The organism is Billgrantia hypersalina (assembly GCF_052584175.1).
The window spans coordinates 235,232-257,510 of sequence record NZ_JBMIQI010000012.1 but is presented as its reverse complement, the minus strand read 5'-3'; the positions used below and the strand labels follow the sequence as shown (position 1 = coordinate 257,510).

The following is a 22,279-nucleotide window of genomic DNA, read 5'->3' as shown; positions in this document are numbered from 1 at the left end:
ATGGCCCCGTGGATCATGTTGCGTCTATGCGCCACTCCGGTGCGAGATCACGCCAATGTTGCCGCAGGATCGCCTTGTGCGCCTCGGCCATCGGCATGTCTTGTAGTTGCTTGGGCCACTGGGCGCGGGCACGCTCCAGAGTGTCGTTGAGTACCTTGCGGATGGCGGGCCAGGCGACACCGACCTTCTCGGACCATCGGCGAAAGTCGTCTTCGCCCAGGCGATACCAATCCTTCTTCCCGTTCAGGTTGAGTGCCAACTGGTGGTCGCCTTCGAGGTAGGCCAGGGTCGTGACGATATCGTAGGCGGGTGCCAGGCACGGCGTACGCCGGTCCGGGTATAACAGGCTCCAATTCTTTAGGTGCGAATCGCCATTGGCCAGGAGGATATCCACCAGCAGGCGACGGGCGAAGGACTGGACGTTGGCCAGCCCATCGGTTGTGAACTCACGCAGCAGCCGCCCCAGTCGCTCATAGTGGGGGCCGTCGTACTTCTCGTGGGGATAGCGAAACAGCACCTGCGCCAGATCCTCGGCGTGAATACGTCGCTCGCCTTCACGGTCGAAGCGGCGAATGGCGTAGGCGACCTGCTCCTCCGGCAGGTTGATGGTAGGCAGCCCCTCGAGTGCACTCAGGGGGATCAAGCGAATTTCGGGAATCTCGACCCCGGCGCTCTGGGCCAGCCACATCGCCGTGGCCTCGTTCTCGGGCACCTGGGGGTGACGCGTCGAGGGCGTCTTGACGATCCAATCGCCCAGTTCGTCGGCATGACCGAAGTGAAAGCGGCCGTCTCGCTCACGCATGGAGAATTTCATCTGCACACCGGCCAGCGAGAAACCGCCACCCACCTCGGCAACCCGGCGCACCGGAGTGACGCTTCGCCGATGGCTGAGTACCCAGTCCGGCATGTCGTCGGGGTCCACCGGAGCGACCTGCAGGGCACCGGGCAGATCATTCCCCAGGCTCGCCAGTAGCGGGAATTCGTTGTCGGGATGCACCTTGAGTCGCTGCGCCAGCCAGTCACGCAGCGCGCCCTCCGGCAACAGATTGGAAAACCAGGGGTGCAGTCGCTGCTGGCGAATCCAGGGCGCCTGCATCAATTCTCCTGCACGGGGAAAATCGGGATGCAAGGTCAACGATAGCGTGGGGCGCGAGGCATCGAACCGCCAGGCTTCATCGAAGACCATGACGTTGCGCCCACTCCGGTAGCCAACCAGGTAACCCACCCGGCTGCCGTGCAGGTCGAGGCGCAGCATCTCGACCGCGTCATTCGTCATTGCGCTCGGCCTCATCTCGCTCGTCATCGTCCAGTAGGCCCTGCCACGGGTCGGCATCGAGCCCCCTGGTATCGTCTGCCTCTCCCTTCAACAGGGCCTGCACGGCATGCCATTTTTCCAGCGGGATGAGCATCAGCTTGGCATTGAGCCCATCAGCCGCCAATTCGAGCGTATCCAGGCGAGGGTTGCCGCCACGCTCCAGACGCTGGTACTGCTGGCGTACCATGCCGGTTCGGATGGCCAGCTCCTGCTGGGTGAGTTTGAGCGCCAGCCGCCTCTGTCGGTATTGTTTGAGAAGGTTCATGGGCATCTTATATGCTGCTTTTTCCTCTTTGAAGCAACTTATAAGATGCAAGATAGCGGTTCTAAAGGCTAAGCGCCACTGAAACCTGGACGGTTCTCCTCTCGCCGAAACCTGGCTGGAACACGGATTCCGCCCACCCATCGCGCGGCAGGCGCATGGTCGAGCCAGTTGCGCCTTCCTGCGAGAACGTCCCGCCCGAACGGCGTCGAGCGGGCACCGATTGCGCCAGGCAGCTATGCCTGGTTTCGCTCGGCCAGCTTGCGCTCCCTGCCGCGCCGTTCCAGCACCAGATAAACCAGGAAGGCCGCCGTCAGCGGCACCAGGAAGTAGAGGGCGCGATAGCCGATCAGCGCGGCGAGTATCTGGCTCGGGGCGACCTGGTGCTGCAGCAGGGCCAGAAAGACGGCCTCGAGCACGCCCAGGCCAGCGGGGATATGCGTGATGACGCCGGCAATGGAGCTGATAAGCAGAATGCCGAGAATGCTGGGGAAGAACAGTCCCTCGGGTAGCAGCAGGTAGATCAACGTGGCCATCAGCGTCCAGTTCGCCGCGCCCAGGGCGGCTTGCATCAACGCCAACCTGAGCGGAGGAAGAATGATCTCATGCCCCCGTACATGCCATACGCGTCGCTTGGAGAAGCGGCAGGCGGCCAGGTAGGCGAAGGAGACGAAGAGCAGTCCGAACCCGATGATCTGCAGCCCCGTGGCGCCGAGCTCCCAGGATGACGGCAACGCCAGCAGCCGTGCAGAGAAGATGATGCCGGCGAGAATCATATAGCCCAGCCAGTTGGCGATCAGGCTGATGCTCAGGATACGCGTGACGGTGCCCACGTCTAGGCCCAGGCGGGTATAGAGCCGATAGCGCATGGCCAGGCTGCCTACCCAGGCACCGAGATTGAGGTTGAAGGCATAGCAGACGAAGGCGACCAGAAGGACACGCTTGGCCGGCAGCTCATGGCCGGTATATTTCTTGCCGAGCAGGTCATAGCTGCAGAACGCGAGATAGCTGGCCACCGTGAGGGCCAGCCCGCCCAACAGGGTCAGCGGGCTGTAACTGGTGAGGGTTTCGGCCACGGCGGGCCAGTCCACGTTTCTGACGAGCGAGAACAGCAGCACCACCACCAGCACGAAGAATGCCAGGGTGATGATGCGTTTCAGCCAGCGGAACCAAGGCTTGCGGGAACGAGATGTGTTCTTTCCGGGGGCATTCATAGGCATCCTTGCGCTTCAATGCAATTCCTGTTCATTCTTCTGCTTGTCGTTCCGCTTGTCATCCGGCTTGCTTTTCCGCGCCTTTTTCCTTCCCTTGGGCATGAGCGGCTCGAGCCGGGGCGTATGGCCGGGGCTCCAGCCCATGCTGAGCGGAAAGTGACGCAGGAAGTGATAGCTCATGAACATCAATGGCGTACGCCACCAGCGGCCTCTCTCAGCCGCTTCCGGCGTGATCATCTTGCAGCTGTTGTCGATGAGCTCCACCAGGTGGTCGTAGATCTCCCGGTTGAGGTCGGCATCGCGAATGAACAGGTTGGCCTCGAGATTGAGCGACAGGCTGAGCGGGTCGAGATTGCTCGAGCCGATGGTTACCCACTCGTCGTCGGCGATGGCAATCTTGCCGTGCAGGGGATGCTCCTTGTACTCGTAAATGCGGATGCCATCCTTGAGCATGTAGCTGTACAGCGAGCTGGAAAACATCCGCGCCCAGGGCATGTCGGGGCGTCCCTGGAGGATCAAGGTGACCTCCACGCCACGGCGGGCGGCGTTACGCAGTTCGCTCCAGATGTGATAGCTGGGGAAAAAATAGGCGTTGGCGATCATCAACCGCGATCGTGCCGTACGAATCGCCTCCCGATAATGGTCTTCGATATCGGTTCGGTGCAGATGGTTGTCGCGTGTGGCCAGGCGCATGGCCGCCTGTCCCGCCGGCGGCGTGTCGACCGGCGTATCGGGCAACCCTTCCACGGCCTGGTGTTCCAGCAACAGGGCCGTGGCGGCGCGGCGGATGTCCTCGACAACCGGCCCGCGCACGCGCACGCCATAATCCTGCTTGCCCATGGCGTACTTGTCGGGCAAGTGATCCCAGCCAAAGTTGATCCCGCTGATGTAGGCCACCTCACCGTCCACCACCACGATCTTGCGATGCAGGCGGCGGAACAGGTTGGTACGCACACCGAGCCGGCGAGGCTGGGGGTCGTAGACATGCAAGTGGACGCCTGCATCGTTCAGTTCGGCGATGTACTCGCTACTCAGATCCGCCGTACCGTAGCCATCCACGGTGACCTCGATGCGCACCTGCCGGGCTGCTGCCTCGAGCAGGGCGTCCTTGAGTGCTTGGCCAACTTCGTCATCGAAGATGATGAACGTCTCGATCAGGATCTCCCGGCGCGCCGAGCGAATCGCGTCGAACACGTCGGGAAAGTATTCCGAGCCGTTCACCAACAACTTGGCGTCGTTGCCTTCCTTCCATTGGAATTTCACAAGCCTATCTCTGCTATGAGGGGAACATGGTCAGAGAGGTGCGACCACGGCTTTCGAGAGAGGGCTCTGGGCTCACGTATCGTGGCGTTGCGAACGTAGATGCGGTCGAGGCGAAGCATCGGCCAATGCGCCGGAAAGGTCTTCGCCGGGCGCCCTTGGGATTGCGCGAACGCTTCGTGCAGTCCGCAATTGGCCAGCACGTCATTGGCTTTCAGGCGCCAGTCATTGAAATCGCCGGCGACGATGACCGCTTCGCCCTCCGGTACCGAGTCCAGCAACTCGCACAGCAGCTTCAACTGCTCCAGGCGGTGCTTCTCACGCAATCCGAGGTGGACGCAGACCGCATGCACCCGACGTTGCCCGGGTACGGCCAACTGGCAATAGAGCAGCCCCCGGCTTTCGGTGCCGTGGATCGAGACATCCCTGTTCTCGTATTCGATTATCGGGTAGCGGGACAGCAGGGCATTGCCATGATCGCCATTGGGATAGACGGCGTTTCGGCCATAGGCGAAATCAGGCCACATGGTGTCGGCCAGGTACTCGTACTGGGGTACTTCCGGCCAATCGTGGTAGCGAAGGTAATGCTTCTTGTGCTCGCCGTGGACTTCCTGCAGAAAGACCATGTCAGCCGAAAGCGTCGTCACGGCCTCGCGCAGCTCCGGCAGAATATGACGACGATTGAAGAGGTTGAACCCCTTGTGCACGTTGATCGTCATGATCTGCACGGAACTGACGGGTGTCGTTTGCTGCAGTTCCTGTTTCGGCTTCCGTTCCGTCACATTCACTAGCCAATCCTTATTCCTGATCGATGACGCGGCCCCGCCGGGTCACCCGACCAAGTAAAGGTTAGCAGCTGAGACCCATTCTTGCTTGCCAACTCGGCGGCAACCTTCAGTTCGCCTGGATCACGGGCCCCCACTGCCGCCCGTGGCACCATAGACCTGGCCGGTCGCGTAGCTGGATTCCTGCGAGGCGAGCAGGACGTAGACACCGGAGAGTTCCACCGGCTGACCCGGGCGGCCAAGCGGAGCCTGCTCACCAAAGGACGCGACGTTCTCCTGGGGCTGGCCACCGCTGGGCTGCAGAGGGGTCCAGAACGGGCCGGGGGCGACGGCGTTGACGCGAATCCCCTGATCGGCGACCTGCTTGGCCAGTGACTTGGTGAAATTGACGATAGCCGCCTTGGTCATGGAGTAATCGACGAGAATCTCGGGCGGGTCGTAGGCCACCACCGAGGCGGTATTGATGATCGTGGCCCCCTCCTCGAGGTGCGGCATGGCAGCCTTGGTGATCCAGAACATGGCATAGAGGTTGGTTTTCAGCGTGGCGTCGAAGTCGTCGGTCGAGATGTCCTCGAGCGAACCTGCCCACTGCTGCCGCGCCGCGTTGTTGACCAGGATGTCGAGGCCCCCGAGCCGCTCCACCGCCGTTTCGACCAGCTCGCGGCAGAACGCCTCGTCGCGGATGTCGCCGGGAAGCGCTACTGCCGTGCGCCCTTCCGCCTCGATCAGCTCGATGACTTCGCGGGCATCCGGCTCTTCCACCTCCAGGTAGTTGATCGCCACGTCCGCGCCTTCGCGGGCATAGGCGATGGCCGCCGCACGGCCGATGCCGGAATCGCCCCCCGTAATGAGTGCCTTGCGCCCCTCCAGCCGTCCGCTACCGCGGTAGCTCTCTTCGCCATGATCCGGGCGCGGATCCATCTCGCCGGCCAGGCCCGGCCACTCCTGGGGCTGTTCGGGAAACGGCGGCCTGGGGTACTGCTCGAGAGGATTCTGCTTCTGTGCTAAGGGGTTATCCCCTGCCGCGCCCTGCCGCGCCGAGGCCTGGCCTTCGGCGTTCTGCTGGCCGAAGGCCGGTGCCGCGACCGCGGCGGCGACACCGCCGGCCAGGCCGCCCATTAGTCGGCGCCGCGTCGGATCGTGAGAGCGATCGGATTCCATGGCTTCTTCCTTCCATTGGTTTGACAGGCTTTCCTAGACCCTAGCCCGCGCCGGCGACAATACAATGCCGAGGCCGTTACCGACTGTAGCGCTCGCCAACTAGACTGGCGGCGCTGCCGGTCTGTGCCGATCAGGGTCAGCCACGTTTCTGCTGCGCTTCGGCATGACGCCGCCTCTGGCGATAGCCGTAGGTGGCGTTGCGCACGGTTTCCTCCTGCTCCAGGCCGGCGCCCAGGGCGCCGACCACGGTAGCGACGGAACTGGCCAGCCAGGCAAGCACGACGTAGTCGGACAGCCCCACGGGATGATCCAGGCTCGCTTCGAGCATGTCGGAGGGTATGAAGATGAGTACGGCCACCACGAACAGACATAGCAGGATCACGTAATAGAATACGACCCCCACGGAAAGGGTGAGCACGGTCACGGCATTGTAGAGCCTGGCCATGTTCGGCGAGACGGCCTTCTTCACCGGCTCCCAGAGACCATGGGCGATGATGATCCACGCCACCATGGCTGCCATGGCGGCACCCATCAGCGTGACCAGGCGCGGCCAACCGTAATGGGCGCTCATCTGCCAAAGATTGGGAAACACCAGGCCATAGGCGCCTGTCGCGAAGGCGGCGGCAATCACGCGGCGAAAGGCGGGGAAGATGGTCCAGGGCCGATTGGCGCGAACCATGCCGGCGAGAATGCGCAGGTTACCGTTGATGTGGGTATGGGGAACGAAGCGAACGTCGATGGGCCCCTGCTCATGAGTGAGCGGAATACGCCGGATCGGGAAGAGTTTCTCGTAGAGGTGCCAGCCGAGCAGTTCCCGGGCGCCCTTTCCGCGCAAGCTCTCATGCACCTTGTCGGCACGTTCGGTCTGGCGCTCTTGACGCGCCCGGTCGGCTTCCGAGCTGCCGTGATGCATCTCGTTTGCCAGTTGCAGGATCGCTTCGTTCAGGCGCCGCCGAGTGGAGGTGGCGCCGAACGAAGGCAGCGAAATCAGGGCCACGCTGCAGGTCATGCTCGCCTCGGCCACCACGAAGCGGTTGTCCTTGCGTATCGGCAGGTCGGTAATGCATACCGCGTAGTCCCAGCGATAGAGGCGCCGGGTCTGCTCGGTCTTGCGGATGATGGAAACCGAATCCTCCTCCGCCCCGGTCAGCGGGTCGACCACCACCCTCACTTCCCACTCGAGGCGATTGTCAACGTAGTTGGCCAGCAGTTCGGGAAGCTGGCCGGCGATTCGCTCGGCCATGTCGGCAGGAAGCTCGGGCGCTGGCACCAGCCCCAGCACGGCGGTATTGCTGGCAGGGGTATCCTGCTGGCTATGCTGGCCCGACGCGGCGGCAGTCGTCATTTCATACGTCCCTGTAGAGGCGGGACTACAGGTTAGCACCGCCATGCTTGCGGTTCATCGAACGCCCCCTGGACCCGGCCGGCTGTGGCATCATCGCGTTCTGTCGAGGAGCGAGAACCATGCAACCCGAAGACCTGGAAAAACTGGTGATCCGCCGGATGCCGTTCGGCAAGTACGAGGGGCGGCTGATCGCCGACCTGCCGGGCCCCTACCTGAACTGGTTCGCCCGGGAGGGTTTCCCGTCCGGCGAGATTGGCGAGCTGCTGCATCTGATGCACGAGATCGATCATAACGGCCTGGGTTCGCTGCTCGATCCGCTGCGCCGGAGCGAGACGGGCGGCTGAGTCTACCCTCTGGCGGCCAGGGCCTGTTGGAACTCATCGCTGTACGCCTCGGCATGACGAGCCGGGTCGCTGGGGAAGCGACCCAAGGCCACGGCAAGCTCGAAGAAGCCCGGCGCCGGCAGGTCGCCGCGCCGGCTCACCACCAGCGCGGCGATGAAGGGGCGTCCCTGCCCGGCATCCTCGCGCATCAACGCTTCGAGTGCTTGGGCCACCTGCTGTATGGTACGCGGCGGCGTCAGCCCCAGCGCCTCGGCCAGCTGCTGGTAAGTCAGTGGCAAAGACGCTGCCGGGGCCGCTTCGAGCAGGCAGCGTGCTGCTCTCGCGGTTGCGCTTGTTGTCATGAGGGATGTTTTTGACCCGCCCCCGGCGGGCCCGCGCCGTTGTCCTTGTCGCCTTCGGGCTTGGCCGATCCCTGGTGAGTGAGCCGCTGGGCCTGGTCGAGCCGCGGATGGTTGTCGAGGAATTCGCGGTGCGGGTCCGGCAAGGCATCCAGCGCCTGAAGCGTACGGGCCAGCACATGCACCGCGGCCAGCACATCGTGGGTGTTGCCGGTCTCGGAAATGGTGTGCATGTTGCGGATGGGAAAGCCGATGGACGTCGCGGCACAGTCCACCGCGGCGAGGACGCCGGCCATGCCGTCGGTGCCGGTGTCGGCGCCGACGATGTCGCGCTGCATGGGAATCTCATGCTCGCGGGCGGTGCGCTCGATGATGCGGTTGAGCTGTTCGCTGGCGATCGCGCCCACCGACATGGTGAAGCCCTTGCCCATTTCCAGCGGCTGCATGCGTCGCTCGCCAATGCCGGGAGCAGCGACATAGTCGTGGTTGACGTCGACACCGATCACCACGTCGGGCTCGAGCTCGCCGGCCAGCACCCGGCTACCGAAGCGGCCGATCTCCTCGTAGCTGGCGACGGCGAACAGCACCCTCACCTTCTCGGTACCGCCGGACTCGGCAATCAGGCGTGCCACCTCGGCAGTGACGAAACAGCCCAGGCCGTTGTCCAGGTAGGCCCCGTAGAAGGTGTCGGGGCTGAAACCATGGCGAATGGGGCGATCGAAAATGATCGCGTCGCCGGGACGCACGCCGAGGTTGAGTACCTGCTGCTTCTTGTTCTCGCCATGGATCTGCAGGTCGAGGTAGATCTGCTCCTTCTTGATGCCCTTGCTGCCTTCGCGCTGTGCGGCATCCGAGAAGTGAATGGCGCCGAGCGCCTCCACGGTGCCGCCCTGGATGATGCGATAGCGGCCGGGGGCCTCGGGGTCTTCGCTGAACAGCTTGACCTCATGGCCGACCAGGACGTTGGGCAGGAAGGCGTCGGTATTGATCCAGATCTTGCCGTCATCACCGATGCTGCGAACCTGCATGCGAATCTTGTCGGCGTGACCGATGATCATCACCTTGAACAGGTCGTCGCGGCCCGGGTGGGTGTCCCACACTACGCCGGCGTGCCCCTTGTACTGGTGCATGTGCCAACCCTGCGGGGCAAAGCTCTCGAAATGGGGCTTGAGGACGCCGTAGGTCATGGCGCCTTCCAGCCCGACGGGGCTGGGTGCATCCAGGATGCGCTGCATCAGGGTGAATTGCTGCTCCGGCATGGGCTGGGCCCACGGCTTGTTCGTCTCGCTCATGTCGCTCGCGTTCCTTCGATACGTTCACGGGTGCTCTACAGTCTGGCAGATTCGCGCGGTAATGGCCTGACACAGCGGCTCAGGGTTCCTGGCCGTGGGCCTGGCGTACTTCGCCGGTGTCGGGTTGGTAGCGATAACGCCGCCCGTCGACCTCGAACACCAGCACATCGTCGCGCCACGCGACGACTTCGTACTCGGTTTCAGGGGGGACCTGCTGCGCGTGGCTGGGTATCTGGACCTGGCTTGCCGTGGCGCTGACGGTGGCTCCCAGGGCAGTGCGATCCACCACGACGAGCACGCGGCTCGGTGCCGGTGTGTCGTTGAGGAAGCTGGCATAACGTCCGCTGGTGCTCCACGGCCCCAGTGTCACCTCGCCACCGTACTGAAACGTCGCCGGGTAAGGCCTGCCCTGGTCCACCGCCACCAGCCATCCGGCGCCGTGGGCGGCGCCAGCGGTGGCAACGGCCAGCCACTTCCCATCCGGCGAGGGCAAAGCATCGGTGAAGGCCTCGGCCGCCCCGAATTCGCTGGCGTCATCAACTCGGATGCTGCCTGGCATATCGTCGATGTGGAGGAGCCGAGAGCCATCCGCAGCGAGCACCTGCCGCTCCTCAATACGAAGCGGCCCATCCGGCACGACGCCGGTCTCGCCCTGTGGCGGTATCCCGGTGCACCCCGTCATGACAAGCAGGGCGAACAGTAGGGGTATGGGCATCCGCTGCGTCATCCTGGCTGTTGCTGAAGAATTCAGCAGAAAAGGCAAGGCCACCGGCCTTGCCTTCCTGCTAGCAATGTCGCCAATAGGCACGGCGAGTTCAAGTGCGGAAACTTCCCTCGATCCGGCTTGCTGCCTCAGGCATCGGACAGCTTGACGTCATCGTCAACCTCGCTGTAACGCTCCTCGTCGTACTCCTCGGCGGATTCCTCGAGCTCTTCCTCGCCGTAGTCTCGCTGGATCACCAGTTGATCGTCCAGCAGCTGCATATCGGCTAGCGGCAGCACCACATCGCTTCCGCCCATGCCCCAAAGCCCGCCAATGGTCACGACGACATGCAAGATGCCGGTTTCGTCGTCCTTGACCACGTTCTGCACGTCACCGATCTCTTCGTCATTCTGGTTAACGACCGTCATGTCCTCGATCTCGCTGACATCCCTATCGCGCAGCGACTCGTCCAGCTCATTGTCACCCGCCATGGATGAGGCAGAGGTGCCGGTGCCCATGCCGGACGACTCATCGGTGGTAGTGTTCGGCTCCTCGGTCAGGGCGGCATCATTGCCGTCGTTGAGCTCGTCGTCACCGTTGTCCTGGGCCAGGGCGCCTCCCGCCAGGCCGGTGGAAATAGCGCCGATCATGATAGCCAGCAGTGTCCTTTTCATATCACTCCCTCCTAGAGTTGACCGTTACCTTTTGAACATAGCGCCCGCTTTGGCTGACAACAGAAACTTAGCGAAAAATTTCGCTACCACAGTTAGCCGCTTCGTTTCGCTTTACTTGCATACCGACGCGTTTCAGCGACAAAAGGCAAGGTCTGTTGACCTTGCCCTGGTGCCGTTGTCGCCGTGGGACGCTAGCGGCCCATCGCATCCGATAGCGTCATGTCCCCGTCCACCTCGCTGTAGCGATCCTCGTCGTAGTCGGTAGCCATTTCGTCGAGCTCGTCTTCGCCGATGATGTCCTGCAGCACCAACCGCTCGTTTTCGAGCTCCATGTCGACAAGCGGCAAGGCGACCTCGGAGCCGCCGAAAATCCAGAATCCGCCGACCGGAACGACGGCATGCAGATCACCGGCATCATCGTGCCGCAGCACCTTGTCAACTTCGCCCAGCGTTTCGCCCTCGCGGTTGACGATGGTCATGCCCACGACCTCGCTGACCTGAAGAGACGCTATCGACGGGTCGAGCGCGGCACCGGTCGGCTCGCTTTCCTCGAAAGCCGAATCGGTATCCTGCTCAGCCGCCTGGCCGGCTTGCGGCGTATGCTCTCCCTGAGGTGCCTGCTCGGCCTCTGCTGCGGCGGGTTCTGCCGACGTTGCCTGTTCACCCGGGTCGGTCTGCATCTCCTCACCAGCATCGGACTCATCATCACCTGCGACCCGCTCTTCTTCGCCGCCTGCCTGCTCGTCGCTGGCCTGCTCGTCGCTGGACGGGTCGCCGTTGCTGTCCTCGTCGTCAGTCATTTCCTGGTAGTCTTCGGCGTCGTCTCCTTCGTCGGGCAGTTCCTCTTCGCTTACCGAGGCATCGACCTCGCCCTCGTCATCGGCCTGCTCGCCATCATCGCCGGCTGCCGCAACCTGCTGCTCTTCGGTGTTCGCGTTCTCTTCAGCGCTTTGCCGTTCAGCCGCCTGCTCTTCGCCGACGGCAGCATCGTCGTTGAGCTCGGTGTTGCTGTCCTGGGCCAGGGTGCCGCCGGCTAGCCCGGCGGAAATCGCGCCGATGGCAATCGCCAGTAATGTCCTTTTCATGACGCCTTCTCCTTGGTGGGTCCTGTTTCGCAAGATAGGATGTCGGCACGCGATACCGCCAGAAACACAACGTGTTCTTACTTTTCGAGATGGAAGCGATACCCTCCTGCCGAGGTCGTGCCGTTTTCCGCCGTTCCCCGCCAGACGATGCGATACTCCCCCGGTGCCAGACGACCTTCCGGGACGGCCCGATGCCGGTCGCCCAGCGTTTCGGTGGTGCTCTCGCGCAAGTTCACCATACCCTCGGGGCCGGAGACCGCGAACAGCGTGAGCCGTACGGGTTCGTCGAGCCAGATCTCGAAAGTGTCGGGAGCGTGCTCCAGCCTTGCGCCATCATCGGGCACGGACTCGACCAACTCGGCCTCGGCCCACAGCGGCGAAGCCGCGCCGGACAGTGCGACAAAGGCGACGAGGCGAACCTTGCCGCCGAGGGAATCAAGCGCCCCTCGCCCCGCCGCTCGACGCCGGTTCATGTGTTGGGATAGACGTAACCGCTCCAGCCCTGCCCGGTCCCCAGATGCGTCGCCTCGCCGATCACATCAGGCCGATGGGAAGAGAGCTCGCCCCGTCCCTGCTGGGTTCCCATATGGGTAGCCACCATGCGCTGTGGCGCCTCCTGACGAACCGGGAGCGTGCCGCCATGCGCTACGGGCACGGGAAGGCGGGCATGGCGGGACGCTTTCCGCGAGCGCAGCTGCGATACGATAAGCCAGCCCAGGCCAACACCGGTCAGCAGAACGGGCGCGGGATTGTCGCGGATAGATCGCCCCAGACTGTCGAAGAATCCTGCAGCCGCCCCGTTCCTTCTGGGCATATAGCGTGCGAGGTCATGCTTGAGCTTCGTCGGCGAGAGCCTGCTTTCGAGTTCGTGAAGGGTGTCGTCGAGGTGTGCGCGAGATTGCTCGATTTCAGCCTCGAGCTCTTCTTCGCGACGCTGATGGTAACGGCTCATGTCATGCCTCCTTGGCTTCACCGTTTCAGTGGCTTCCCTATGACTCAAGCTGGCCCCACGGAGGTCAGTCGTCAAGTCGGCGCTTTCATCCTGCTATACGTTCGAGGGTTTCCTCGATGACTTCACCACTGGCGGGGCGAACGAGTCTCGCCACTTCCTCTCCATCCTGAAGAAAGACCAGCGTGGGCCACAGCTTGACGCGATATATCCGCCCCAGGCGACGCCCCGGGCCGTCCTCGATCTTGAGATGGCGCACCTCGTCGCGCTGGGCCAGGGCACGCTCGAGCCCCGGCTGAACCACCAGGCAGAAACCGCACCAAGGGGTGCCAAACTCGATCACGGTCAAGCCTTTGAGCTCACGCACCTGCTCGGGACTCGGCGCTTCGGTCATGTACTCGCGCTGCATGGGCATGGCGCGTCCTCCGTCAAATACCGCCGACTCGATAGGCGCAAGCTTAGTGGCCGACGTACGCTGCGCTCAAATGAGGCGGTAGCGCAACGTCCCCCTAGCGTGAAGGCCCTGTTGTCGAGCCTTCGCATCGTCGCAGCCCGAGGGTGAGGCCGGCACACATGAACAGCAGAATCACCACGAAAGGCAGCCCCGATATGGTGGCTACGGCCTGCAGGACCCTAAGGCAACGATAGCAGCCGCAAGCGGGAGAAAAGTTGCGATATGCAAGTGACGATGCGGCATCGTTCTCCCCTAGCGGATATGCTGAAGGTATCGTTCCGCTGCCAGACGAGAATTGTCATGCCAGCTTCGAAACGTCAGCACTACCCCCGAGGCGGAAAATGGCCGGCACGCATTGCTGGGCTGAGCCTGCTTTTGCTGCTGTTGGCCGCGCTACTGCTGGCAGGCGCCGGCCCGGCCTATCGCCTGGAGCTGCTGCCGCTGGGCGGCGCCTTCGACATGCTTCGCCGTGGCGTCTATCTCGCCGCCGGGGCGGCCGCTGTGGCACTGCTGTCGGTGGCCGTCGCCATCTTCTGCCGTCGCTTGAAACCGGCATTGACCGGCGGGCTGGTACTGATCGCGACCGCAACCATGCTTGCCGTGCCTTGGCTGCACTGGCAGCGCGCCCAGACGGCGCCGCCGATTCATGACATCACCACCGACACGGAGGACCCGCCGGCCTTCGAGGCTCTGGCGGCGGCTCGCGAAGCCGCTCCCAACGCGGTGGAGTATCCCGGCGAGGACTTCGCACGCCAGCAGCGCGAGGCCTACCCCGACATTGCGCCCGTCACGCTCGACCTGCCTTTGGGCCTGGTGCATGACGTCGCCGAGGCAGCCGTGTTGGACTTGGGCTGGCGCCTGGTCGACAACTCGCTCACGCGCATCGAGGCCACCGATGCCACCCCCTGGTTCGGCTTCAAGGACGACGTCGTGATTCGCCTGAGCGAAACCGGTGAGGGCGTGCGAATCGACGTGCGTTCGGCCTCGCGGATGGGCCGCGGCGATATGGGGACCAACGCGAAAAGAGTTCGGGATTACTTCGAGGCCATCGAGCGGCGACTCGATTGACCCCGCCTTGCTGGCTGTCTCATCGGCAACTACGTTGATCCCATCCACTCGCCTTTAGCTAAGTAGCGCCGATATAGCCAGGAAGGCTTATGCTGATACAGTTGCTGAGCATCAGCATTTTGATTCTCAGCCATATATATGCCGGCAAGCTCAGAAATCTCAGCCATATCCCCAGAAGCGCCTGGCTCTCTCTGGGGGGGGGCATCGCCGTCTCGTACGTCTTTTTGCATATCTTCCCCGAACTTGAACAGGCGCAGCAGCACTTGACGGAGCAGGCTGCTCTAGCGTTCATAGAAAGTCATGCCTACCTGGTCGCTCTCCTAGGCCTGTTGCTGTTCTATGGGTTAGAGCACAAAATCAAGACGAAAGCACTTGCACCCATAGAGCACGAAAATTGTGAAGCGCAGCCAAGCTCTCATACCGGAACCCCCCTCTTCTGGCTGCACATCGGCACCTTTTCACTTTACAACGCCCTGATTGGTTACCTTCTGGTTTACCGCGACAGCACGGTTATGGAAACCCTCTTTTTTGTCATTGCTATGGCGTTTCATTTCCTGATGAATGACCACAGCCTCTACTATCAGCACCGAGGCGCTTATTTAAGTTTTGGCAGATGGATACTCTCAGCCTTCATTGGCCTAGGCTGGGCCGTTGGCTTGAGCTTTCAAATCAGTGAGGCGGCGACGAGCGTGCTGTTTGCCTTCCTTGCGGGGGGCATCATTCTCAACGTGCTGAAGGAAGAATTACCTGAGGACCGCAAGAGTCGAGTCTGGCCTTTTACATTGGGAGCCACACTGTATTCTATCTTACTTTTGACGAGCCAATGAGAAAGGAAGCGAAATGGATCATTCAAGGGCGAGCCAACGAAACGAACCTCATAGCCTTGGAGAAATGCTAGATCTCTTCAAGCAAGCTGAAGATGACGAAAGCACTGACCAGGTCAGTCTCGGTGACGTGCTCGACGAAGTAGGCCGCCGATCATTTGCCCCTCTACTGCTTGCTCCCGGCATCATTACCCTGCTTCCTGTCATAGGGGATATTCCCGGCGTACCTACCCTCATGGCACTGATGGTTCTGTTGGTAGCCACCCAGCTCCTGTTTAGAGCCCAACGTTTCTGGTTACCCAGATTCCTGTTAAACCGATCCGTTTCCAAGAGGAAGCTCGACAAGGCGGTGAGCTGGAGTCGCCGTCCCGCGCGCTTCCTCGACTCGTTTCTCAAGCCGCGGCTGGTACTTCTCACCCACGGGTCGGGTATCGTGGCTGTCGCCCTTGCTTGCATCGTTATTGCACTTGCCATGCCGCCCATGGAGGTAGTGCCATTCTCAGCCAACGGTGCTGGCCTGGCACTCACGCTGTTCGGTCTGTCCCTGATGACCCATGACGGCCTTTTGGCAGCGGTGGGGTTTGCCCTGACTCTGGCCACGCTGGTCTTCGTCTACTTGGGTATCGCTTAAGAAACCGACTCCCGGTAAGAAACCGACTGCTGGCTGGCCCAGGGCGCCATGCTTCAGGCGGCAGCGCCTCGTGAATTACCCTGTCGCTCAGACTGCAAAATTGCACCATCCTGAACCCAGGTACTGGTTGGCGTAATCACACCCCACCGCAGCGCGAAGCTAGTTCAGCGCCTCGGCAATGGGCCGCTCGCCATCGAGCAGCACGTATTCACGGTTGATCAGGTCGCGCGATTGGAACAGATGCAGCAGCGCATGGGCGACGTTGGCGCGCGAGACACTGTTCTCGCCTCCGGTCTCGTCGAGCGATGTGGCGACCCGCTGGGTGGCGGGCGCGTCGATCAGCCGGCCCGGCTTGAGGATGACATATGGTACCGCCGAAGTCCGCAGGTGGGCATCGGCGGCATGCTTGGCCACCATGTAGGGGCGCAGCTTCTCGGGCGCTTCTAGCGGTCGCTCGGCGCGCATGGCGCTGACCATGAGAAATCTCGACAGGGCGCGTTCGGAGGCCAGGTCGGCGGCTCGAATGGCGCCGAACAGGTCGATCATCAGGGTCTTGTCGGGTCCGGTGTGGGGCCCAGAGCCGGCCGTGAAGATGACCTGGTCGCAGCCGTCGAAGGCGTGATCCAGCTCCCCTTCGAGGTCAGCGATCACGGTTTCGATGCCGCGATCGTCGAACCAGAACCGCTGCCCGGCGTCACGAATCATTGCCCGTATCGCCAGGTCCGAAGCCTGGGCCAGCTCGCAGAACTGTCGGCCGATCTGGCCGTTGGCACCAATGACGAGTGTGGTCATTCGTCTCCTCCGCCGTCAGCTGTGAGTTACCCGACAGCCTAACCCACGCCATCAGGAGGCACCAAGCGCTGCCGAACCCTTCTGTGCTAGCCTGTTGGGCTGCCCGACGCCCCACTCAGCACGCATGAGGCCGATATGCTGCGACTCTCCAACAACGTGGAACTGCCCGGCCACGAAATCGAGATCAGCCAGATCCGCGCCCAGGGAGCGGGAGGCCAGAACGTCAACAAAGTGGCAAGCGCCGTGCATCTGCGCTTCGATATTCTCAACTCCAGCCTACCGCCCTTCTACAAGGAGCGGCTGCTGGCGCTGCGTGACCAGCGCATCAGCAAGGAGGGCGTGGTCGTGATCAAGGCGCAGAGCCACCGCACCCTGGAGCTCAACCGCGAGGAAGCGCTGGCACGCCTGAAAGCACTGATTCAGGAGGCAGTGAAGACACGCAAGGCGCGCAAGCCCACCAAGCCGACACGGGCCTCGAAGCGCAAGCGCCTGGACGGCAAGACCAAGAAGGGGCAGACCAAGGCGCTGCGCGGCAAGCCGAGGATCTGAATGAGAAACGGCTGCTAGGCTTAACGCATCGCTGCACATCTCAAAGGAAGGAGCCGCCATGCACCCGAGGACGTCGTCGCGCCCGCTGAGCCCGACGCTGGAGCGCCTGCATCTGGCCTGGGACTTGCTGATCCTGGTGCTGGTGGTGGCCAACCTGGCCTTGCTGCTCTTCGACAGCCTGTTCCTGCTGGCACCGCTGAACGATGCCTTCGCGGCCGTTGCGCCGGGCCTGCATGACGCCTACGACCGCCACGTACACGCCAACTTCGTGGAGATCGACCTGGCGTTCGTCGCCGTCTTCGTGCTCGACGTGTTGCTGGGCTGGGCCGTCGCCATTGCCGAGCGCCGATATCATCGCTGGTTCTTCTATCCCTTCGTGCACTGGTACGACGTGCTGGGTTGCATCCCGCTGGGCGGTTTCCGGCTGTTGCGCGTGCTGCGCGTGATTTCCCTACTGTATCGCCTGCAGCGCCTGGGGCTGATCGACATGCGCCGCTGGCAAGTCTATGCCTTCTTCGAAAAGTATTACGACATCCTGCTGGAAGAGCTCTCCGATCGTGTCGCGATCCGTCTGTTGGGCAACATGCAGGAGCAGCTACGCTCTAGCGACTCACTGTCGACACGGGTCGTCGACCGCGTGGTGATGCCGCGCAAGCAGCAGCTGATCCAGGAGCTCAGCTGCCGCCTGGAAGAGATGATCGGTAATGCTTATGCACGCAACCGAGAGGATACGATGCGCTACGTCAGCGCGCTGGTCGGGCGCACCGTGGCCGAGAGCCAGGAGGTGAAGCGCCTGCGCCGGTTGCCGATGGGCGACCTCTTCGCCCGCAGCATGGAGTCGAGCCTCGCCGACCTGGCCTGCCGCCTGGTCCACGAGGCGATGGAGGGATTGCGATCGCCGGAGTTCACCGCGCTGGTGGAGCGCATGGCCGACAATGGCTTCGATACCTGGCTGAGGGCCGATGCGCGCACCGACCGGGTGACCGAACAGGTGCTCGTCGACATGCTGCAGCTGGTCAAGGAACAGATCGCCGTGAAGCAGTGGCGACGCCGCTACGATTGAGTCGACGCAGCCCCGCTAGGGGTGCCGGGAGCTGAGGATATGGTGCACCCCGCCACAGTCGACCATCGGGTCGTCGCAGTTGACCACGATCTCGGAGCGCGCCAGCACGTAGCTCTTGCCGGTGATGGTATTTTCCACCACCTGGTGCCCGCCGCCGGCCTCACGTGCCGCCACGAACTGGCCGATGAAGCCGGTTTCGCGCAACGAGACGGTTTCCAGCTTGTCGCCCGGCTTGATGGTGCCCTCGTAGTGCATCAGTGCCAACCGCGCCGAGGTGCCGGTGCCGGTGGTGCTGCGGCAAATCACGCCGGGATGGACGTAGGTGGTCGAGCGCGAACGGTAGAAGTCGTCGGCGATCTGCTCCACCGGCCCCATGAAGTGCAGGAACGGCAGCGGCCCCACGTCACCCAGTGTGTAGTGCGAAAAACCGCTGTGGGCCTGAATCGCCTCGACGATGCGGTGGGCACACTCCGCCAGCGCGCGCTCCTCCTCACGCTTGAGCGAAAAGCCGAGCTCCTCGGCGTTCACCAGCGCATAGAAGCCGCCGCTGTAGGCGATGCTGTAGGTCACGTCGCCGACTTCGGGCACATGGATACGGGCCCTGTGAGTGTCGATGTAGCTGGGCAGGCCGCCGCAGGTAATGGCTTCGACCACGCCGTTCTCGACCCTGGCCTCGATCTGTACCAGTCCTGCGGGGGATTCGAGGGTGAAGTGCTGGATGCCCTCACGCTTGGGAATCAGCCCCGTCTCGAGCAGCGCGGTGGCGGTACAGATGGTGTTGGAGCCGGAATAGACCGGGTAGCCCATCACCTCCATGATGATGTAGCCCATTTGCGCCTGCGGGTCGGTGGCCGGCACGATCAGGTCGACCGACATCTCGGGGATTCCGTAGGGCTCGTTCAGCAGCAGCTTGCGCAGGCCGTCGGCATCGTTCTCCAGATACTCCATCTGCTGGCGCACGGTGTCGCCGGGCAGCGAGTCGACGCCGCCGATCACGATACGGCTGACGTCGCCACCGGCGTGGGTATCGAGCAGTTGCAGGGTGAGTTCGTGGCTCATGAATTGTCCTTGTTAGCGTCGCCCTCGAGCGCGAAGGGTGCACCGTGTTCGGCCCACTGTGCATCAGGCACGATGACGATCTTGCCCAGGTAGTTGCTGCCGCGATTGACGAAGTAACGCTCGGCCTCGTGCAGCTCGGAAAGCTTGAATGCCGCGTGCAGCACCGGCTTGAGCTGGCCACCGCGAATCCACTCGATGAGCTGCTCGGCTTCCTCGCGGGTACCGTGGGAAACGCCGAAGATTTGCACCTGATACAGGTAGATCCGGGTCCACATGATCTCGCTGAGGTTGCCACCGCTCGCCCCGGCGATGGAGAGGCGCGGGTAGGTGGCGCGGGCCTTCATGTCGTCGATCATGGTATCGATGAACAAGTCGGTCATTTCGCCCCCGACCAGATCCATGACGGCGTCGATGGGTGCGCCCCCGGTGGCCTTAAGCACTCGTTCGACGAAGGAGGACAGGTCGCCCCGGTCGATCACCGCCTCGGCGCCCAGCGCCTTCAGGGACTCGGCCTTGTCGGGCTGGCTTACCGCATAGGGCACCGCGCCGACGATGCGACACAGCTGGATCAGCGCAGTACCGACACCGCCACTGGCACCGCTGACCAAGACCCGCTCCCCGGCGGCGACCTTGGCCGAGGTCATCATGTGGTAGGCGGTCTGGTAGGAACACATGCCCATGGCAGCCAGCTCGGCGTCGGCGAGGTCGAGGCTGGGCACGTGGTGGAACTGTTCCGATGGCACGGCGACGTATTCGGCATAGCCGCCGTCGGCCCCATGACCGTAGTAATCGGGCATCAGGTTGATGTCACGGCGCGCATCGGGATAGAGATTGAAGTCGAGCAGGCCGCGCTCACCGATGCGCGAAGAAGCGACGCCCTCGCCTACCGCCACCACGCGTCCTGCCACATCGGCCCCCTGGATGCGAGGGAAGGTCAGGGTTGCCTCGCCGCCCATGGCGAAGGAAGTCACGTCGCCCTTGTCCTTGGTAGGGTAGAGCCCCTCTCGGGCCTTGCGGTCGGTGTTGTTCTTCGCCGTCGCGGTGACTTGCACCAGCACCTCGCCCGGCCCGGGCCGGGGTGTGGCGACGTCGTCGCGATACACCAGCTTGTCGATGTCACCGTGGCCGGTCAGGACCATGGCATGCATAGTGGCCGGAATGGTCGGCGCGTTGGCTGCAGGCACGTTGATTCTCCTCGCTGGGTCTGGTTTGAGGTCACTCGTCATGCCGGGTCAGGCCTGCGCTTCGCGCAATTCGCCTCGCACGCCATGCCGCATAACGAGATGCCATCGAGCCGGCACGATCGCGCACCGACTGGATGTTTCATATTGGCTGAAGGAAAGCGAATGCGGTGGGGCTGGCTGTTGGCATGTGACGATGGGTGCATTGAATCATGCCCTCGCCGGGACTGCATACCGTTGATCAATGGGTATTTTTTCTGTTTTACATGGCGGTAACTGGGGATTCTTTCTTTGCCCGCCCAGGCTTCGGTGCGTTCATAGACGTGGGCGTCGTGCCAGGCCTCGGCCCTGCCATGCGACAGACGCGCGTCACGAAGGCTATCCTTCTGTCAGGACTGGCCCAGGTGAAGGAGACACCGATGAACTACTGGTTGATGGCCAATACCGCTGCCGGCGATGGTCGCCACGACGCCGGCTTCTGGCGCGAGCACCTGCAGGCGGCGGGCCTGGAGGAGGTACAGGTGCGAGACATTGCCAACACCGATTGGCACCGACAGGTCCGGTCCGGCGATCGCTTGCTGGTGGCCGGCGGCGACGGCTCGGTCAACCTGGCCGCATCGATCTGCATTGAACGCAGCGCCATCCTCGGCGTGCTGCCCTCGGGAACGGCCAACGACTTCGCACGTAACCTGGGGCTGCCCAGCGACCCCGAGGCCATCTGCCGCGTGGCGCTGGGCGAGCAAACCGCCAAGGTCGACGTGGCCTGGATCAACGGCCAGCTTTACCTCAACGTCGCTCATATCGGGCTTGGCACCGTGCCGTCACGGGCCGCCTCGCCGCGGGAGAAAAAGCTCCTGGGACGATTCAGCTACCTGATCACGCTGGGGCGAAAACTTCGCCTTCAGCGCGGTTTCCACGGCCGCATCGAAGGGGATGAGCAAGTCGCCGTGGGACGCTGGCTGACGATCGCCATCGCCTCGGGGGCCTATTTCGGGGGTGGGCACGGCATCGCCGGCGCCCGCATCGACGATGGCCAGTTGGATATCGTGGCGATACGTCAGCGCGCCTGGCTGCGTCTATTGCTCTCCTTTCTCGCCACGCGCCTGCTGGGGCATCCGCCACGGGATGACGATACCGTGGTCCACTTGCGCTCGCCACAGTGCCACATACAACTCCAGCGCGCGCACACCCTGACCGCAGACGGCGAAACCCTGGGTCGCATGGCCAATATCTCGGCTTTTACCCGTCATGCCGTGCTGGAGGTAGCCTGCCAAGAGCTGGTGGCCGCAAACCGCAGCGCTCTGGCCGGCGAGGTCCGCGAACCGTCATGAAGCGTGCTTCGTTGGCGGCAGCGGCAGGTGGAGAATCGCGCCTCGCAGGCCGCGCGAGTCCGCCCATAGCTTGCCCAGCGTGATCGGCAATCGGAAGCGACGCCTGCCGGCCGCACCGGGATTGAACAGCAGTCGCTTATGCTGCCACTCGTTGCGTGGCTTGTGAGAGTGCCCGTGCAGTACGGCATCGCATGGCGTGACAGCGTCGAAGTCGGCAATGTCATGAACCAGATGCAGATGCCAGCCATTGACGATCAGATCCTGGCGCAGCGGCAGCGCTTCGGCCCAGGCTGCCGTGTCGATATTGCCGCGCACGGCGTAGAGCTTGGCCCGCTTGGCCAGTCTATCGAGGATGCCTGCGTCGGCGGGCTTTGCTCCCACGTCGCCCAGGTGAAGTATCAGCTCGCAGCCCTCGAGCAGCACCATCGCCTCGTCGCGTAACAGGCCGTGCGTGTCCGAGATCACGCCGATGGGCGAAGCAATGTCGAGACGCAGTGGAGGCATGGTGTTTCTCTTCTGCTCAGGTACCAAAAGGAAGGGCACCGCCGTCGCGATGCCCTTAACGTTCACCTTGCGCGCTCTGCCGAACGTATTGCTGCC

General features: G+C 63.0%; 26 protein-coding genes. 7 read left to right on the top strand and 19 right to left on the bottom strand.

Going from position 1 to position 22,279, the window contains the following annotated elements; translation table 11 throughout:
- Nucleotides 1-13: 13 nt before the first annotated feature.
- From ACOJCM_RS12070 to ACOJCM_RS12040, 7 genes are all read right to left on the bottom strand, one after another.
- Nucleotides 14-1,276, bottom strand: a complete 1,263-nt coding sequence (locus ACOJCM_RS12070) for a type II toxin-antitoxin system HipA family toxin (RefSeq protein WP_445212291.1) — start codon at nucleotides 1,274-1,276, stop codon at nucleotides 14-16.
- Complete coding sequence (locus ACOJCM_RS12065) at nucleotides 1,266-1,580, bottom strand: helix-turn-helix domain-containing protein (protein ID WP_445212290.1); 315 nt, start codon at nucleotides 1,578-1,580, stop codon at nucleotides 1,266-1,268. The genes ACOJCM_RS12070 and ACOJCM_RS12065 overlap by 11 nt, the downstream gene beginning before the upstream one ends.
- Before the next feature lie 233 nt (nucleotides 1,581-1,813).
- Nucleotides 1,814-2,791, bottom strand: a complete 978-nt coding sequence (locus ACOJCM_RS12060; protein ID WP_445212289.1) for a lysylphosphatidylglycerol synthase domain-containing protein — start codon at nucleotides 2,789-2,791, stop codon at nucleotides 1,814-1,816.
- 15 nt (nucleotides 2,792-2,806) lie between these two features.
- On the bottom strand, nucleotides 2,807-4,054 hold the full coding sequence (gene clsB / locus ACOJCM_RS12055; RefSeq protein ID WP_445212288.1) for a cardiolipin synthase ClsB: 1,248 nt from the start codon (nucleotides 4,052-4,054) through the stop codon (nucleotides 2,807-2,809).
- A complete protein-coding gene (locus ACOJCM_RS12050; protein WP_445212287.1) occupies nucleotides 4,051-4,839 on the bottom strand; it encodes an endonuclease/exonuclease/phosphatase family protein in 789 nt (262 codons plus the stop codon). The genes clsB and ACOJCM_RS12050 overlap by 4 nt, the downstream gene beginning before the upstream one ends.
- A gap of 120 nt (nucleotides 4,840-4,959) precedes the next feature.
- On the bottom strand, nucleotides 4,960-5,997 hold the full coding sequence (locus ACOJCM_RS12045; protein WP_445212286.1) for an SDR family oxidoreductase: 1,038 nt from the start codon (nucleotides 5,995-5,997) through the stop codon (nucleotides 4,960-4,962).
- A gap of 136 nt (nucleotides 5,998-6,133) precedes the next feature.
- Nucleotides 6,134-7,342 carry a hypothetical protein gene (locus tag ACOJCM_RS12040; protein WP_445212285.1) on the bottom strand — a complete coding sequence of 403 codons (1,209 nt, stop codon included), beginning with the start codon at nucleotides 7,340-7,342 and terminating at the stop codon, nucleotides 6,134-6,136.
- 119 nt (nucleotides 7,343-7,461) lie between these two features.
- Between ACOJCM_RS12040 and ACOJCM_RS12035 the strand changes: the two genes are divergently transcribed.
- Nucleotides 7,462-7,686: a DUF3820 family protein gene (locus tag ACOJCM_RS12035; protein ID WP_445212284.1), complete on the top strand. Its 225-nt coding sequence runs from the start codon at nucleotides 7,462-7,464 to the stop codon at nucleotides 7,684-7,686.
- 2 nt (nucleotides 7,687-7,688) lie between these two features.
- On the opposite strand, the gene ACOJCM_RS12030 is transcribed toward ACOJCM_RS12035, so the two are convergent.
- The 8 genes from ACOJCM_RS12030 to ACOJCM_RS11995 all read right to left on the bottom strand — a co-directional run bounded on the left by ACOJCM_RS12030 (nucleotide 7,689) and on the right by ACOJCM_RS11995 (nucleotide 13,142).
- Nucleotides 7,689-8,027, bottom strand: a complete 339-nt coding sequence (locus ACOJCM_RS12030; RefSeq protein WP_445212283.1) for a hypothetical protein — start codon at nucleotides 8,025-8,027, stop codon at nucleotides 7,689-7,691.
- Nucleotides 8,024-9,316, bottom strand: coding sequence for a M20/M25/M40 family metallo-hydrolase (locus tag ACOJCM_RS12025; protein WP_445212282.1), 1,293 nt, complete (start codon nucleotides 9,314-9,316; stop codon nucleotides 8,024-8,026). Before ACOJCM_RS12025 ends, ACOJCM_RS12030 begins: the two co-directional genes overlap by 4 nt.
- A 79-nt stretch (nucleotides 9,317-9,395) precedes the next feature.
- Nucleotides 9,396-10,031, bottom strand: a complete 636-nt coding sequence (locus ACOJCM_RS12020; RefSeq protein WP_445212281.1) for a hypothetical protein — start codon at nucleotides 10,029-10,031, stop codon at nucleotides 9,396-9,398.
- 137 nt (nucleotides 10,032-10,168) lie between these two features.
- A complete protein-coding gene (locus tag ACOJCM_RS12015) occupies nucleotides 10,169-10,693 on the bottom strand; it encodes a PRC-barrel domain-containing protein (RefSeq protein WP_445212280.1) in 525 nt (174 codons plus the stop codon).
- A 191-nt stretch (nucleotides 10,694-10,884) separates the two neighbouring features.
- Nucleotides 10,885-11,778, bottom strand: a complete 894-nt coding sequence (locus ACOJCM_RS12010; RefSeq protein ID WP_445212279.1) for a PRC-barrel domain-containing protein — start codon at nucleotides 11,776-11,778, stop codon at nucleotides 10,885-10,887.
- Between the two features lie 77 nt (nucleotides 11,779-11,855).
- Nucleotides 11,856-12,251, bottom strand: a complete 396-nt coding sequence (locus ACOJCM_RS12005) for a copper resistance CopC family protein (RefSeq protein WP_445212278.1) — start codon at nucleotides 12,249-12,251, stop codon at nucleotides 11,856-11,858.
- The gene (locus ACOJCM_RS12000; RefSeq protein WP_445212277.1) at nucleotides 12,248-12,730 is read right to left on the bottom strand and encodes a DUF3618 domain-containing protein; all 483 of its coding nucleotides are present in this window, start codon (nucleotides 12,728-12,730) and stop codon (nucleotides 12,248-12,250) included. The genes ACOJCM_RS12005 and ACOJCM_RS12000 overlap by 4 nt, the downstream gene beginning before the upstream one ends.
- 85 nt (nucleotides 12,731-12,815) lie before the next feature.
- Nucleotides 12,816-13,142, bottom strand: a complete 327-nt coding sequence (locus tag ACOJCM_RS11995) for a thioredoxin family protein (RefSeq protein ID WP_445212276.1) — start codon at nucleotides 13,140-13,142, stop codon at nucleotides 12,816-12,818.
- A 339-nt stretch (nucleotides 13,143-13,481) separates the two neighbouring features.
- On the opposite strand from ACOJCM_RS11995, the gene ACOJCM_RS11990 reads away from it, so the two are divergent.
- The 3 genes from ACOJCM_RS11990 to ACOJCM_RS11980 all read left to right on the top strand — a co-directional run bounded on the left by ACOJCM_RS11990 (nucleotide 13,482) and on the right by ACOJCM_RS11980 (nucleotide 15,704).
- The gene (locus ACOJCM_RS11990) at nucleotides 13,482-14,249 is read left to right on the top strand and encodes a DUF1499 domain-containing protein (RefSeq protein ID WP_445212275.1); all 768 of its coding nucleotides are present in this window, start codon (nucleotides 13,482-13,484) and stop codon (nucleotides 14,247-14,249) included.
- Between the two features lie 89 nt (nucleotides 14,250-14,338).
- The gene (locus ACOJCM_RS11985; RefSeq protein ID WP_445212274.1) at nucleotides 14,339-15,076 is read left to right on the top strand and encodes a hypothetical protein; all 738 of its coding nucleotides are present in this window, start codon (nucleotides 14,339-14,341) and stop codon (nucleotides 15,074-15,076) included.
- A gap of 13 nt (nucleotides 15,077-15,089) precedes the next feature.
- Nucleotides 15,090-15,704 (top strand): exopolysaccharide biosynthesis protein, encoded by a 615-nt coding sequence (locus tag ACOJCM_RS11980; protein WP_445212273.1) that lies wholly within the window; start codon nucleotides 15,090-15,092, stop codon nucleotides 15,702-15,704.
- Between the two features lie 159 nt (nucleotides 15,705-15,863).
- Here ACOJCM_RS11980 and ACOJCM_RS11975 read toward each other — a convergent pair whose 3' ends face one another.
- Nucleotides 15,864-16,496 (bottom strand): SDR family oxidoreductase, encoded by a 633-nt coding sequence (locus ACOJCM_RS11975; protein WP_445212272.1) that lies wholly within the window; start codon nucleotides 16,494-16,496, stop codon nucleotides 15,864-15,866.
- Nucleotides 16,497-16,631: 135 nt separating this feature from the next.
- Here ACOJCM_RS11975 and arfB point away from each other — a divergent pair, with 135 nt between their 5' ends.
- Both arfB and ACOJCM_RS11965 read left to right on the top strand, forming a co-directional pair.
- Nucleotides 16,632-17,045 carry an alternative ribosome rescue aminoacyl-tRNA hydrolase ArfB gene (gene arfB, locus ACOJCM_RS11970; RefSeq protein WP_445212271.1) on the top strand — a complete coding sequence of 138 codons (414 nt, stop codon included), beginning with the start codon at nucleotides 16,632-16,634 and terminating at the stop codon, nucleotides 17,043-17,045.
- Nucleotides 17,046-17,103: 58 nt separating this feature from the next.
- On the top strand, nucleotides 17,104-18,108 hold the full coding sequence (locus ACOJCM_RS11965) for an ion transporter (protein WP_445212270.1): 1,005 nt from the start codon (nucleotides 17,104-17,106) through the stop codon (nucleotides 18,106-18,108).
- Nucleotides 18,109-18,123: 15 nt separating this feature from the next.
- On the opposite strand, the gene ACOJCM_RS11960 is transcribed toward ACOJCM_RS11965, so the two are convergent.
- Nucleotides 18,124-19,167 carry a proline racemase family protein gene (locus ACOJCM_RS11960; RefSeq protein ID WP_445212269.1) on the bottom strand — a complete coding sequence of 348 codons (1,044 nt, stop codon included), beginning with the start codon at nucleotides 19,165-19,167 and terminating at the stop codon, nucleotides 18,124-18,126.
- The gene (locus ACOJCM_RS11955) at nucleotides 19,164-20,315 is read right to left on the bottom strand and encodes a zinc-binding dehydrogenase (RefSeq protein WP_445212464.1); all 1,152 of its coding nucleotides are present in this window, start codon (nucleotides 20,313-20,315) and stop codon (nucleotides 19,164-19,166) included. Before ACOJCM_RS11955 ends, ACOJCM_RS11960 begins: the two co-directional genes overlap by 4 nt.
- A gap of 452 nt (nucleotides 20,316-20,767) precedes the next feature.
- Between ACOJCM_RS11955 and ACOJCM_RS11950 the strand changes: the two genes are divergently transcribed.
- Nucleotides 20,768-21,679, top strand: a complete 912-nt coding sequence (locus tag ACOJCM_RS11950; RefSeq protein WP_445212268.1) for a diacylglycerol/lipid kinase family protein — start codon at nucleotides 20,768-20,770, stop codon at nucleotides 21,677-21,679.
- Here ACOJCM_RS11950 and ACOJCM_RS11945 read toward each other — a convergent pair.
- Nucleotides 21,674-22,183 (bottom strand): metallophosphoesterase family protein, encoded by a 510-nt coding sequence (locus ACOJCM_RS11945; protein WP_445212267.1) that lies wholly within the window; start codon nucleotides 22,181-22,183, stop codon nucleotides 21,674-21,676. The two genes, ACOJCM_RS11950 and ACOJCM_RS11945, sit on opposite strands and share 6 nt — an antisense overlap.
- Nucleotides 22,184-22,279 lie beyond the last annotated feature (96 nt).

Coding starts and splice junctions, on each gene's coding strand:
- ACOJCM_RS11990 (WP_445212275.1), top strand. CDS start 13,482: ATGCCAGCTTCGAAACGTCAGCACTACCCCCGAGGCGGAAAATGGCCG.
- ACOJCM_RS12025 (WP_445212282.1), bottom strand. CDS start 9,316: ATGAGCGAGACGAACAAGCCGTGGGCCCAGCCCATGCCGGAGCAGCAA.
- ACOJCM_RS12040 (WP_445212285.1), bottom strand. CDS start 7,342: ATGACGACTGCCGCCGCGTCGGGCCAGCATAGCCAGCAGGATACCCCT.
- ACOJCM_RS12060 (WP_445212289.1), bottom strand. CDS start 2,791: ATGAATGCCCCCGGAAAGAACACATCTCGTTCCCGCAAGCCTTGGTTC.
- ACOJCM_RS12015 (WP_445212280.1), bottom strand. CDS start 10,693: ATGAAAAGGACACTGCTGGCTATCATGATCGGCGCTATTTCCACCGGC.
- ACOJCM_RS12000 (WP_445212277.1), bottom strand. CDS start 12,730: ATGAGCCGTTACCATCAGCGTCGCGAAGAAGAGCTCGAGGCTGAAATC.
- ACOJCM_RS11960 (WP_445212269.1), bottom strand. CDS start 19,167: ATGAGCCACGAACTCACCCTGCAACTGCTCGATACCCACGCCGGTGGC.
- ACOJCM_RS11945 (WP_445212267.1), bottom strand. CDS start 22,183: ATGCCTCCACTGCGTCTCGACATTGCTTCGCCCATCGGCGTGATCTCG.
- ACOJCM_RS11985 (WP_445212274.1), top strand. CDS start 14,339: ATGCTGATACAGTTGCTGAGCATCAGCATTTTGATTCTCAGCCATATA.
- ACOJCM_RS12065 (WP_445212290.1), bottom strand. CDS start 1,580: ATGAACCTTCTCAAACAATACCGACAGAGGCGGCTGGCGCTCAAACTC.
- arfB (WP_445212271.1), top strand. CDS start 16,632: ATGCTGCGACTCTCCAACAACGTGGAACTGCCCGGCCACGAAATCGAG.
- ACOJCM_RS11995 (WP_445212276.1), bottom strand. CDS start 13,142: ATGCCCATGCAGCGCGAGTACATGACCGAAGCGCCGAGTCCCGAGCAG.
- ACOJCM_RS11965 (WP_445212270.1), top strand. CDS start 17,104: ATGCACCCGAGGACGTCGTCGCGCCCGCTGAGCCCGACGCTGGAGCGC.
- ACOJCM_RS12005 (WP_445212278.1), bottom strand. CDS start 12,251: ATGAACCGGCGTCGAGCGGCGGGGCGAGGGGCGCTTGATTCCCTCGGC.
- ACOJCM_RS12045 (WP_445212286.1), bottom strand. CDS start 5,997: ATGGAATCCGATCGCTCTCACGATCCGACGCGGCGCCGACTAATGGGC.
- ACOJCM_RS11975 (WP_445212272.1), bottom strand. CDS start 16,496: ATGACCACACTCGTCATTGGTGCCAACGGCCAGATCGGCCGACAGTTC.
- ACOJCM_RS11980 (WP_445212273.1), top strand. CDS start 15,090: ATGGATCATTCAAGGGCGAGCCAACGAAACGAACCTCATAGCCTTGGA.
- ACOJCM_RS12020 (WP_445212281.1), bottom strand. CDS start 10,031: ATGCCCATACCCCTACTGTTCGCCCTGCTTGTCATGACGGGGTGCACC.
- ACOJCM_RS12010 (WP_445212279.1), bottom strand. CDS start 11,778: ATGAAAAGGACATTACTGGCGATTGCCATCGGCGCGATTTCCGCCGGG.
- ACOJCM_RS11950 (WP_445212268.1), top strand. CDS start 20,768: ATGAACTACTGGTTGATGGCCAATACCGCTGCCGGCGATGGTCGCCAC.
- ACOJCM_RS12030 (WP_445212283.1), bottom strand. CDS start 8,027: ATGACAACAAGCGCAACCGCGAGAGCAGCACGCTGCCTGCTCGAAGCG.
- ACOJCM_RS12070 (WP_445212291.1), bottom strand. CDS start 1,276: ATGACGAATGACGCGGTCGAGATGCTGCGCCTCGACCTGCACGGCAGC.
- ACOJCM_RS12035 (WP_445212284.1), top strand. CDS start 7,462: ATGCAACCCGAAGACCTGGAAAAACTGGTGATCCGCCGGATGCCGTTC.
- ACOJCM_RS11955 (WP_445212464.1), bottom strand. CDS start 20,315: ATGCATGCCATGGTCCTGACCGGCCACGGTGACATCGACAAGCTGGTG.